Raw genomic sequence first — 12,904 nt, 5'->3', positions numbered from 1 at the left:
ACAATTTATCATCTGAGTAGTAAGTACGGACTACCCAACAGATTACAAAGGAATTAATTCTGGGTAATACTGCAACAGTTGATCGCTAGTAAGTTCATCGCCTAACTGTGCTGGTGAGAAATGTACTTGGATTGCCTTTAATCTATGTTTATAATGCAAATTTATCAATGCTTTCAATCCTTCCTTGAGCGCCTGAACGTTAGAAAGATCGGTTTCCAAATCTGGTACTTCTCCTTCATAAGCGACTGTAATCATCACAATCACGTTGCGGGTTACAGGTATAGATAAAGGTTCATTCAACCCAGAGTCAGAACTGTAATTTGGTTCGCTGAGATATCTTTCGGCAGAGTCAGTAAATAATTCATTCACGTAATCCCCCGCTTCGCCCTCATTAAAAAATACGTCACCTTCGTTGGCAGCAGAAAGCCAATATTCATCATATTGCAGCAGGGTTTGGCTAATTTCTACTAATCCTTCTCCTAAAACTTCTAAGTCGCCATCGGCATCGATCGCATCCCGTCCAGCACTATTTAATACTCCCAAAATTGGCGCTACTTCGCCTCCCCCTAAGTGCAGAAATAGGCGAAACACTACATAGCGAGTTCGACCAATCATTTTATTAAAAAAATTGCTCATTTTTTCCTCCAAAATTTTGTTTTTGTCATTTGTAATTTGTCATTAGTTCAATACCCAATACCCAATGCCCAATCCCCAATGCCCTATAACTAATGACTAATATAATGAAATCCTTTGACAAAATCTATAATTATATCTAATGAAGGTAATATATTTTTTGTTGAATCACTGGATATATCATAAGCTGAAGCATTGAGAACAGAACGATTAATAAATCTTTTTCCAAAGTTGGGATGGTCATAAACAATCAAAGTGTGGGCGCTGGAATTTGTTAAAACTATTTGGGTTGGGGCTTTACAAAAATTTAACTTTGCGGCTACTTCAATATTTTTTTTCATCTGTTTAATTGTTTTAGCTTGATTCATAGCTTGTTCTAAAAGAGTATTTAATTGTTTCACTATATGAGGCGATTTTAAGTTTTGGTTTGCAACAACTTCACTGTTAATCATTTCCACAATGCTAGAAATATTCTTTTGGGTAGATGCTGCATCTAGAAAGGGAAGAATGACGATGTAAGCAGTGAGAAATAATGCTTCGTCGCTATCTACATGAAAGGTAAAAATAGTTCGGCGACGGCCACTTTCGATGCTTGGAGGTTGTTTCAGCCCTCGATATTCTTGAGCAATTTGGTAGTAAGCACCAGCGATCGCAAAATTAGCTTCGTGTTCTAAGGCTGCATCAACAATAATCCGAATTGTTGGCGGTGTTTCGTTAAAAAAATCTCGTGACTCTTCAGAATGGAAATTTTGGACAATGGAGCGATCGCCATTTGGGCTAAGATCGACCCATTCACAAACCATGCCTTCAGTTTTTAAACCAAATCTGGAAGTGGCATAAAGCTTGGCTCCCGTTAAAGTTGCTCCTGTTAAGTCAGCACCGATCCATTCTGCCCTAATTAATTTTGCCTGAGTTAAATTGGCGTGGACTAAACTTGTATTTGTTAAATTGGCATTGCTTAAATCTGCGCCAATTAAATCAGCCCCGCTCAATTTTGCACCGCTCAAATCTGCCCACCGGAGATTTGCGCCGCTTAAATCTGCCCACCGGAGATTTGCACCACTCAAATCTGCCCCGCTCAAATTAGTATGGCTAAGATTGGCTTGTCTGAGTTCGGCATCTCGCAAATTTGCACCGCTCAAATCCGAACGACTAAGGTCGCTGGCGTTTAAGTTAGCCATCTCCAAGTTGGCTCCAGTTAAGGAAGCACCTCTCAAGATAGCCTCACTTAAGTTAGCGTGACGGAGATTCGCTTGCCGGAGTGTCGCCTCTCGCAAATCAGCACCGGTGAGATCGGCCTCCGACAAATCAGCGCGACTGAGGTCAGCGCGAACTAACTCGGTGCGGATTAATGAGGCTCCTCTAAGTTGAGCGCGACTAAGATCGGCTCGAATCAAATTAGCGACGTTGAGACTGGCGTTATTGAGGATGGCGCTACATAGATTCGCACCACTCAGTCTAGCTACATTCAGCTTGGCATTGCTCAAGTTAGCTTCACTCAGATTCGCGCCACTCAGGTTGACTATACTCAAATTAGCATCGCTCAGATTTACACCACTGAGTTTTACTCCACTCAGGTTGGCTTCTGGGAGGTCAACACCACTAAAGTTTAAGACTCCTGCTGCGTATTGTTCCAGTAATTCCTCTACAGTCATCGATGCTACCCCTTGGATGCCAACTTTAATAGTTGGTAAAGTCATAAAAAACGGAATGTCAAAATCAAAAATGAATATTGGAATTTTAGGATTGGGACTGATAGGCGGATCTTTGGGTTTTGATTTGCGATCGCAAGGACATCATATCTTAGGAGTTAGTCGCCGTGAAGCAACCTGTCAAAAGGCACTTACCCTCGGCAGTGTTGATCGAGCATCAGTCGATCTGAGCCTATTAGCAGCCGCAGAAGTTGTATTTATTTGTACACCTCTAGCCCTTATTGTGCCCCAATTTGAACAGTTAGTCGCTCATTTGCCTGTTACTACAATCGTCACTGATGTAGGTTCGGCGAAAGCACAGATAGTCAAGGATATTACTCCCCTTTGGGATAATTTTATCGGCGGTCATCCAATGGCGGGCAGAACAGACAGTGGGATAGAAGCTGCACAGCGAGATTTATTTGTTGATAAACCTTATGTCTTAACACCGATAACTACAACCCCAACTAATGCAATTACAGTTGTGGAAGAAATTGTGCGATCGCTCGGAGCTAACATCTATTATTGTCAACCAGAACAACACGATCGCGCTGTAAGTTGGATTTCCCATTTACCGGTAATGGTCAGTTCCTCATTGATTGCTGCTTGTTTGAGCGAAACAGACCCCGATGTTTTGCAATTAGCCCAAAAGTTAGCTAGTTCAGGCTTCCGGGATACCAGTCGTGTGGGTGGTGGGAATCCAGAGTTGGGCGTGATGATGGCACGGTATAATCGTCAAGCATTACTGCGATCGCTGCAACAATATCGTCAAAACCTCGATGAGTTGACTAACTTAATTGAGCAAGAAAATTGGGTAGTTTTAGAAGAAAAGTTCAAATCAAGGCAACAGGCACGACCTGATTTTGTTTAATAGTTGTCGGGTGCGTTTAGCTATGGATAACGCACCCATTTTTTAATTTAGTGAGTTAATTAATAAAGTTTGTTGGCTGCTTTTTTGTCAAAACAACTCTCTAGAGCTACTCAGAAATTCCAACAATAAAATATTTAAAAATGCTACTCAACAGTCTGACAGTCACCAAACCGATGTACCATACAGATAAATTTACAAAAATCAACAATGGTAGAACGTCCAATTAAGAAATCGGAACGTCAGTCTCAAGCAAACACTGACAACAATTCCGAAAATACGGATTCTGTAACCCCTATTGAATCCAAACCCAAAAGCTCAAAACCGAGCCGCGATCGCTCGTCTGACAAAGGGAAAAAAGGATCGTCATATAGGGATGAAGGCAGACAACCCGTGAATCCTGCACTAGCACGTGGTCCAAAACCCGTTAAACCTCCAGCCCCCAAAGTTCAAACAGAAGAACTTGAAACCGAATCAGAATCTATCTCTGAGGAGTCTCAAGACTAACATTACAAATGTTGTTGTGTGTGATGTGGGAGGCTATAAAGCATATTAAAAACTGAGATTTCTGGCTCCGAAGGCAGCGATCGCGCCCCCCATCACCATTAGATTATTTTTAGCGATCGCGTCTCTCATAGAGTTCCTGTGTGTCAAATGCGCGAATGGGTAGGTGTACAAATTCCACAGCCATAAAAAAGTGCTTCTATCTCAATACCAGCAAGCATTTCACCCTACTCATCACCCAATTGTCATCCGCGCAATCTCTGAAATGCTTACAAAAACTAGGATGTCAGCCTTTAACTTTTCCCGGCACTCTTCCCAAAGGAATTCTCTAATGCTATGATTGCTCCAGAATCGCGCAACCGCACCTTGAAAACTAAATATAGCTTGGCTTTCAGGCTCCCGCTATTGCAATTCATCAAAATCCCTATTAGGGATTGAAACGCGACAAACTTCAACGCCAAATTGATGTACTAAAGCAACAAATTGCAATTCATCAAAATCCCTATTAGGGATTGAAACGATAGTGCCAACGTATCCAATGAATTTCTCTAGCTCATATTGCAATTCATCAAAATCCCTATTAGGGATTGAAACGCTTTTTGTTTAGTAGCTGGCTATGTATTTTGGTATTGCAATTCATCAAAATCCCTATTAGGGATTGAAACACAGAAACCTTGTGGCTAAAATTGTGGAAAAGATATTGCAATTCATCAAAATCCCTATTAGGGATTGAAACATACTCCAGAATCAGCTAGAGCAATAACGGATGCATATTGCAATTCATCAAAATCCCTATTAGGGATTGAAACCAACGACTAAGCCCACAAGAAACAGGCCCTATCATATTGCAATTCATCAAAATCCCTATTAGGGATTGAAACATATGACACCTTGGGACAGCCATATACCCATAAGTAATTGCAATTCATCAAAATCCCTATTAGGGATTGAAACGCGAAATTCCAAAGGCGGTAAAACTTTTGGAGACAATTGCAATTCATCAAAATCCCTATTAGGGATTGAAACACTTAGTGCTTATTGATACGTAGGCATCTCGTTAAATTGCAATTCATCAAAATCCCTATTAGGGATTGAAACTTGAACACTTCCCCCAGATAGACCCATACATGATATTGCAATTCATCAAAATCCCTATTAGGGATTGAAACAAAAACTTGTGCTTTAGTGTCAGAGTCATAATTGTCTATTGCAATTCATCAAAATCCCTATTAGGGATTGAAACTATTACGTATGTTGATGGAGATTTATTTCGATGCTTATTGCAATTCATCAAAATCCCTATTAGGGATTGAAACAGTCGGTACTATGCCTTTACTAAGCATAGAAAAAGATTGCAATTCATCAAAATCCCTATTAGGGATTGAAACGAATTGTTGATTGGAGGAACTTTGCAATGATAAATATATTGCAATTCATCAAAATCCCTATTAGGGATTGAAACTTTGCCAAGTCCCCAGCCAAACGCCGTCAAAGCTATTGCAATTCATCAAAATCCCTATTAGGGATTGAAACGTATCTCCACTGAGACAATAATTGTATCCTAGCCATTGCAATTCATCAAAATCCCTATTAGGGATTGAAACTTTTGCAATCTCTTGCCTGATTCCTTGTGCTGAAAATTGCAATTCATCAAAATCCCTATTAGGGATTGAAACAAGCTTTTATGAAAGTCTGCCAACTTAATCTCAGATTGCAATTCATCAAAATCCCTATTAGGGATTGAAACTGATACCTGGAAAGTTTTGAGCTATTGCACCCCCTGTAAAGATTGCAATTCATCAAAATCCCTATTAGGGATTGAAACGTTGTTGATATCGCCTCATATATTAAAGGCCGCCAAGATTGCAATTCATCTTTAACCCAATTCATACTTGGTGTTTATTGTCAATACATAACACCTAAAAGATATATTCCTAAAATCAATTTGCTTAATTTACAACATCTCAGTACAGTAAGCTTAAAAGCAGTTTGAAGGTCATAAAAATGACGACTCAAAAAAGGATTGCTGTAGTCACAGGAGACCGATATGGGAGGAGATGATGCTCCGTTCACGGCAGAAGAAGGAGCGCAAACAGCTGTTTATTTGGCAACACTTCCCGATGGAGGAGCGCAAGGACTATTTTTTGCAGAGATGCGAAAGTTTGGTGGCCCGATTCAATTACAGTGGTAGGTTAAGATGGGAAATTCCGCAGTTTTACCGCCTATTTACGTAGATACAACCATTGAATTAGCACCTGCTAAAGTTATTGCTTCCTTCCCTGTCAATACTTTTTTGGAAAATCTAGCGATACCTGCGGCGGGCTACGCCTACGCACCAGATGGCACAATATTTGTAACTAATCACGAAGTTGGCGAGATTGTTGCCATTAGTCCAGATGGCAATCAGCAGATTCATGCCACTGTTGAAGGTAAAGTAAGTGGTCTTGCTTTCGCTGCCAATGGGGGTTTAGTGGCAACAGGCTGGAATGCTGATTCTATACCAGTGATTTCTTTAGTTGCCAATGATGGGACAGTGGAAACCTTGCTGAAACTGCCAGATGCAATATTTCTCAATGGCATCACTCCGCTTTCTGACACTCAGTATTTAGCAGCAGATTCTTATCGGGGTGCAATTTGGCTGATTGATATCGCTCAACCTCGTGCCTCAATTTGGCTAGAACATCCAATGCTTGCTCGTAGCAATTCGGAAAATATCATTCCGGCTGCAAATGGTTTGAAGCGTTTTGATGATTTTCTCTACGTTTCAAATACGGAAAAAATGTTGCTGTTGCGCATTCCCGTTGATACCGCAAATCAACCAGGTGAGCCGGAAATTTTTGTAGAGCAAACTAATATTGATGACTTCGCTTTTGACGTGGAAGGCAATCTTTATGGAGCAACGCATATATACAACAGTGTGGTACGAATTGCAAGCGATCGCAGTACTACTATTATTGCTCAAGCCGAGGCAGGTGTAATTGGCAGCACAGCCGTGGCTTTTGGTCAAACTGAAAGCGACCGCACTGCAATTTATGTTGTTACCAATGGTGGAATGTTTTTACCTCCACCCACTGGTGTCGTTCCTGCTAATGTTGTTCGGCTTGAAGTTGGAAAACCTGGATATCCCTTAGCTTGAGCGTGACCGAATTTTAGATTTTAAATTTGGGATTTTTAATTGAAAATTCCAAATTTATAAATGTTTCACAGCAAGCAAATTTTTACTTGCTCTGCAATTGGTAAACTACGTGAAAAAATCTAAAATCCAAAATTGATTGGCATAAATAATGGAGATAGAACAGAACGATCGATTTGTAACCGTGGTCATTACACAACTTGTCAAACCTGGATGTGAAACTGCTTACGAAGCTTGGTTGAAGGAGATTACCAGGGTTTCCAGAACTTACGTAGGTCACATGGGAACAAATGTGATTTGCCCCCAACTTGGGGTAAGAAATGAATATGTGATTATCTTCCGATTTGACAATTATGAAAATTTAGAGGTGTGGATGACATCGCGCGATCGCGAACATTTGCTCAATGAAGGTAAGCATTTGGTTGAATCCGATCCTTATGTTCAAAAAATTAGTGGATTAGAAGCTTGGTTTTCTCTTCCTGGTCAACCATTAAAAACTCCACCGCGCTATAAAACAGCCTTGCTAACTTGGGGAGCTGTATATGTGTTGATTAATTTATTGAATACGTTCTTAGTACCCCTAATTCGTGCTTTACCACCCTTGATTATTTCGTTGATTATAACGATTACTATGGTTTTGCTCTTAACCTATGTTGTCATGCCGAGAGTTAGCCGCTTGTTTAGCTTTTGGCTATATCCTAAATCACGAAAAATTTAGGAATAAAGTCGAACTAACTCTATTTCAGATCCGAAGACAACCATCACAGCGATCGCGCCATCACAATATATTACTGTTCTTCGCCTTTTTGCTGAAGGAGCGATCGCCAATCTTCAATCGCCTTCTCCGTCCACAGCCAATTTTTAGCTAATTTATCTACCTGGAAATTTCCTGGATCGGACTTGAGAACCGTTTGCCGCAACTTAATCGCTTCATTCAAATATTGCGTCTGCTTTCCATTAGATTGACTAAGTGCAGATTTATACAATCCAAGAGCTAAACCAGCATAGGAAGTTAAAGCATCTTGAGGAACTGCTGTATTTCTGGATGTTGAATTTGTGTTTTGTTCTTTGAGAGCTAAATTCAAAGCCTTGAACCAAGCATCATTGGCTCGATTCAAATTGCCTTCTGTGTAGTAGGCAAATCCCAAAGCGTTATTATACAAAAGCGATTCTGGTTTAGCTTTGGCAGCAGTTTCCCAATAACGGCGGGCATCATCGACGCTATAGTTATTGTCTCCAGTTTGGATAGACTGCCACGCCAATCGTCCCTTGTAAAAATTCACAGAGGGATCGTCAGCTTGTTTACTGGGAATTAGTTTTAAGGAAGTTTCAGCCGCAGCTAGTGCGCCCCGATTCAGTAGTTCTTCTACAGCCAATAGCCCACCTTGCAAGTCACCCTGACTCAATTTTTCCGTAGCAGTAGCGGTGACAATTCCAGTGGCTTCTATCCCTAAATCGATATTCGGCTGCTTTTGAATCGGTCGAGAATCAGGTAGAGACTGGGCGGGAATTTCTGGTATTTTAGGCAGTGCTTGGGGGCGATTTTGCCACCACCAATTTAAACCGATCGCAGCAGCGATCGCACCGATCCCCGCAACACCCACAATCGGCCACAGTTTGCGGCGACGGGTACGATTTCTTGGTGGGGGTGGTTGCGATTGCGAAAAATTAGACTTTTGCCAATTTTCTTCAAGGTTTCCAGGAGTTGCAGGTGGCGGTGGTGGAACTTCTCCCCACAAATCTGCTGACTCTTCTGAGGAAGTCGTTTCCTCTGATATCTGGCTTTGGTGAAGACTATTTTCGTGAATTTGTCGATCCGCTTCAGTTCCAGGTTTTTGGTTATCTAGCTGACGAAACAAATCCGAAACTATCGCAGAATCTTCTTCATAGCTTGGGTCATCATACTCAATTTCATCAACCAGATCGCCCCAAGTATCTTCACCTAGCCAGTCCAACCCAGAAGAGTCCCGCGTCAAACCACTAGGAATCATGTCTTCCATTCCTAAAGGCATCTCGCTATCATCAGGTATACCAGGGTACATCGTGGAAGTTACCCCTAAAGGCGAACTATACTGATTCAGCGAATCCGCACTTGCAGATACCTCAGTTTCCTGACTTAAAAAACCATCAAATTCTGGCTGGAGATATAAAATCGGTAATGCCCAGTACATCTGGTGAGAACCATAGGCAGAGATTAATCCTTGACGCACCCGACTTACACACAAATCTACTGGATATCCCTGACTCAAATTGCGGTAAAACAATTGTGTTAGTGTCAACGCCACTTCATCAGGAATCCGTTCTGACATCGCCAAAACGCTTCTAATTCCGCGCTTCACCAGACTTTCCGCTAAGTTTCGTTCGCCAGTATCTCCAGAGGGATTTGACGCTGCTGTGTAAGCGCCCAAGCAGGAATTAAACACTGCCATTTGGATATTATTGTTGACGAGCAAACCTGCCAAATCGTCTCCAGTCAAGATTTCCGTTAAGCCAGTTCTGCGACTAACAAGATAAATTTCTCCGCCATTTGCGCCTAAGTTACTATGACCAGAGTAGTGGAGAACGTGGTATCTGCCTTGTTCTAGGGCTTGCGTCAGTTCTTCCCGTCCTGGTTGATCTAGTACAGTGAGTTCAATTTCGGGGAAACGATTGCGACTTTCACCAGGCCGTGACGTTTGACGGTGAAGTTCCGCTTGCAGTTTAATTGCTTCTTGTTTCTGCAAGTCAAGACGGACTTGATCTGAGGGGGAAGCAATTACCATCAAGACTCTGACACCACCTTGTTCTTGTGGTGTGGGCATATTTTGCGATCGCAAAGGAGAAGCCCCCAAAATTCCACTTTGGAAGCGAGAAAAAGCCACATAAGGCCCAGTAGCCAGAGGGCGATCGCCTGCGTGCATCACTTCCCAAGGCAAACGAGCTAATCTAGTGTCTTTTAGCCCCAAGCGTAAGCGTAGTACTTGTTGATGGTTCTGGGCAATACCTTGGGCAGTAATCCAACTATCTCTGAGAGTGCCTTGAAATAGGGCGTTATAAAATTGTTGACCCAACGCCACTAAATTCACAGAGTTTCTGGCGATATCGCTTTCATGCCCACCAGAGGTAAATGGATCTCCTTGCAACACCGAATTCAACGGGTCATTCATCAAATGCCCAGCAGCCATCAACCAATCAGCTATAGGCCAAGTCACCAATTCTTCTGCCAATGGTACCCCAGGCGCGACTTGTTCCGTCCGCACCAAGTAGTCATTTTGCCCTACTGGGGTTACGGAAATATGGAATTCCTGGGTCACAACTTCTCCTGTCCGCCTCCTAAATCTGGTTTGAAACGCGAAAGTTTCAAGTCGATTTTTCGCTTTCTCTGATAATTTAGATGCATCCTGCCCCTGAATGTTTCTGATTCGGTGTCGTTTTGGTTTTTCTGCCTTTACAACTTTATCCGGATCGGATTACTTGGGTCTAGAACACTTAATTGGTAGATGCACCTTGATCTTCAACTCCCCTAGTTGGCTAACACCCACTGGGGGTTTTTTTTGTTTTTGGCAAACAACAGCAATTTCTGACGCAGATATTCTCTACCAGAAAATAGTGCTTAATCCTAGAATACTTGATTAATAGATGGATGTCCCTCGATCTTTAACTCCCCTAATTGAGTTAATATCCGCTTTGGTTTTTTTCACACACGATAACAATCAATTTTCTCATAAATTTATCCGGAGCATGGTGGTTAAACCTAGAACATTTAAGTGGTAGATGCACCCTGATAACTAACTCCCCTGGTAGGCTAACGCCCACTGGGGATTTTTTTATGAAAATTGAGTCCTATTGATTAACCTTGACACACCCATTTTGTAAAGCAGCGCACCGATCGTTTAATTGGCAGGTCTATCCTGATAACTAACCCCTCTGAGGTTTTTCTCCGATCGACAAACAGTAACAACTTCAACCTCTGCTAATTTATCCGGTAGCGACCCATTTATTTTAGAAAAGATTATTGGTAGATGCACCCTGATAACTCACTCCCCTGGTTGGTTAACACCCACTGGGGGTTTTTTCTAGCTACGTCACTGCTAACGAGGCGAATGCGTCTAGTAGAGAAATGTTAGCGAGTCTTTTCCTCTCAAAGACACTACGCGTAGCTTGCTTCTCCATAAGGCTACGAGCTTTACAGGCCATCGTAGACATCGCCTCTAATTTAGTCCATTTTTCCCGGAAGATGCTAGCTGCCCCTAGAAAAGATTATTGGTAGATGCACCCTGATAACTCACTCCCCTAGTAGGCTAACACCTACTGGGGGTTTTTTTTATTAAAAAAAATAAATGACCCTGATAACTCACTCCCCTGATAGGTTAACACCCACTGGGAGTTTTTTCTACTACTTGCGTTACCAATAGCGATCGCAAATGCATCTCGTAGAGAAATCTTAGCGAGTCTTTTTCTCTCAGAGATGCTACGTGTAGCTTGCTTCTCCATAGAGGTACGAGCTTCACACCACATCGTAGACATTACCATCAACCCTAATTTAGTTCATTTTTCCGGGAAGATGCTGGCTGCCCTAGAAAAGATTATTGGTAGATGCACCCTGATAACTCACTCCCCTAGTAGGCTAACACCCACTGGGGTTTTTTTATTTAAAAAATAACTCACCTTTGTACAAATTTATCCGGAGTATAGTCTTCAACCTGAGAACATTTAATTGGTAGATGCACCCTGATAACTAACTCCCCTAGTAGGTTAACACCCACTGGGGGTTTTTTTTGCCGTAGACGCGCAGCGGTGAGCCACATAACCGGAGTACATCACTATCACTGTTGCTACTACTGGTAGACCTTGAGTATCCTCCTGTTGCCAGGATAGAGCATAACTTACTCACTCAATCCCTGAATCGGTTTCTTTTTATTGTGAGCTAGAGACGCTACTCCAAAATGATTGCTATGATATTTAATCACATTCTTAATTTTTTTTATATATTTTGACGAGTTCCCTTTTAACTTTCACTATTTGTCTGCCTCAGCAAACCTTACCTTCTCAGCACAGACTAAATATCACACTACCGCTAACAGCACTCTTGAAGCAATTGAGAACTGCTAGAAATTCCAATTTTTTAGTTGGTTGGAATTAGACGGTAATTGTGTGGTAAACAGGCGGTCTAAAATTTCTGATTTCTGTTCTGAACTGAAGTTGTCATAAAAATTTTCAAGCTTCTCAACTATTCCAAAATTTCTGAAAGCCTCTAAATTAGAATCTGGTTTTTCAATTAAAGGTTTTTGTCTATTCTGGGAATAACTAAGTATGTCTACTGTATGATTATTTCTTCGATGCACAAGCTGCATCAATAAATCCATTGCAACAGTTGGCAGAACGCGGTAGGTAGAAGTCACGAAAAAATCAAAAGTCATATTTCCTAGACGGATGCGATCGCCGTCTTTGAGCTTAATCGGCCTAACAGCCCGATTACCATTCACAAACGAGCCATTGGTACTGTTGAAATCAATTAAGTAAAAGCCTTGCTCGTCAATATGCTGAATAGCAGCGTGGCGACGAGACAGATGATTGTCAGCAATGCAAATACCACTGGTGCGATTACGACCTATCGTCCAGATTTGTTGTGGCTGTCGTAAACTCTGAGTCTGATTGTCCCCCAAGTTAGTCATCAAATAAACAGCAGCACTATCCACTACGCCATGTACGTAACCCGTCGTCTTGACTCTCCTCAACGAAGGTTGAGATAGGTTTTCTAGCTGAAGTATTTCATCTAGAAGGCTGCTGTGGTGTTCATACAACTTGAGAAATACTTGATATAAAGTTAATCGCCGTTCTATTTCCGTTTGTGCAAAGTCAGTCATTATACGTAAACCTTATACTACCTGATTTCGGTTGTAATATACATCTCCAGCCGACAATCAGGAATAATTGATTTTTTGCTTTTTGCTGCCATTTGAAAAATTTAGTGGTTTAGGATCATTCATTTTACAAATTTTAGGTGTGAGATTCCCTGTTATTTATAAGCCATAAAAAGCATGTAAATACCTTTAGAAAATTATTATGATGCTTTATTGTTTATTGTAAATAATC

The 12,904-nt window shown here is 41.5% G+C and carries 8 protein-coding genes, 1 pseudogene and 1 CRISPR repeat array; of the genes and pseudogenes, 5 read left to right on the top strand and 4 right to left on the bottom strand.

Annotated features, from left to right (window positions below):
- Positions 1-42 precede the first annotated feature (42 nt).
- Positions 43-636: a DUF1517 domain-containing protein gene (locus V7K53_RS08555; protein WP_335197116.1), complete on the bottom strand. Its 594-nt coding sequence runs from the start codon at positions 634-636 to the stop codon at positions 43-45.
- An 89-nt stretch (positions 637-725) separates the two neighbouring features.
- Positions 726-2,288, bottom strand: coding sequence for a pentapeptide repeat-containing protein (locus V7K53_RS08550; protein ID WP_335197242.1), 1,563 nt, complete (start codon positions 2,286-2,288; stop codon positions 726-728).
- Positions 2,289-2,358: 70 nt separating this feature from the next.
- Here V7K53_RS08550 and V7K53_RS08545 point away from each other — a divergent pair, with 70 nt between their 5' ends.
- The 5 genes and pseudogenes from V7K53_RS08545 (at position 2,359) to V7K53_RS08525 (ending at position 7,547) form a co-directional block, all read left to right on the top strand.
- Positions 2,359-3,195, top strand: a complete 837-nt coding sequence (locus V7K53_RS08545; RefSeq protein WP_335197241.1) for a prephenate/arogenate dehydrogenase — start codon at positions 2,359-2,361, stop codon at positions 3,193-3,195.
- A gap of 207 nt (positions 3,196-3,402) precedes the next feature.
- The gene (locus V7K53_RS08540; protein WP_335197115.1) at positions 3,403-3,699 is read left to right on the top strand and encodes a hypothetical protein; all 297 of its coding nucleotides are present in this window, start codon (positions 3,403-3,405) and stop codon (positions 3,697-3,699) included.
- A gap of 401 nt (positions 3,700-4,100) precedes the next feature.
- Positions 4,101-5,521: direct repeats of the CRISPR family, unit length 37 nt; unit sequence ATTGCAATTCATCAAAATCCCTATTAGGGATTGAAAC.
- 213 nt (positions 5,522-5,734) lie between these two features.
- Positions 5,735-5,887: pseudogene (locus tag V7K53_RS08535) on the top strand (short-chain dehydrogenase); the annotation flags it as partial.
- Positions 5,888-5,893: 6 nt separating this feature from the next.
- Entirely contained in the window at positions 5,894-6,832 is a 939-nt protein-coding gene (locus tag V7K53_RS08530) for an SMP-30/gluconolactonase/LRE family protein (RefSeq protein WP_335197114.1), read from the top strand.
- Between the two features lie 148 nt (positions 6,833-6,980).
- Positions 6,981-7,547, top strand: a complete 567-nt coding sequence (locus V7K53_RS08525) for an antibiotic biosynthesis monooxygenase (protein WP_335197113.1) — start codon at positions 6,981-6,983, stop codon at positions 7,545-7,547.
- Between the two features lie 70 nt (positions 7,548-7,617).
- On the opposite strand, the gene hetF is transcribed toward V7K53_RS08525, so the two are convergent.
- Together hetF and V7K53_RS08515 are read right to left on the bottom strand one after the other, a co-directional pair.
- On the bottom strand, positions 7,618-10,122 hold the full coding sequence (gene hetF / locus V7K53_RS08520; RefSeq protein ID WP_335197112.1) for a cell division protein HetF: 2,505 nt from the start codon (positions 10,120-10,122) through the stop codon (positions 7,618-7,620).
- A 1,794-nt stretch (positions 10,123-11,916) separates the two neighbouring features.
- Complete coding sequence (locus V7K53_RS08515) at positions 11,917-12,675, bottom strand: FHA domain-containing protein (protein ID WP_335197111.1); 759 nt, start codon at positions 12,673-12,675, stop codon at positions 11,917-11,919.
- Between the last annotated feature and the right edge of the window lie 229 nt (positions 12,676-12,904).

This window comes from Nostoc sp. (assembly GCF_036917355.1).
GTDB lineage: Bacteria > Cyanobacteriota > Cyanobacteriia > Cyanobacteriales > Nostocaceae > Nostoc.
This window is presented reverse-complemented; position numbering and strand designations above follow the sequence as displayed.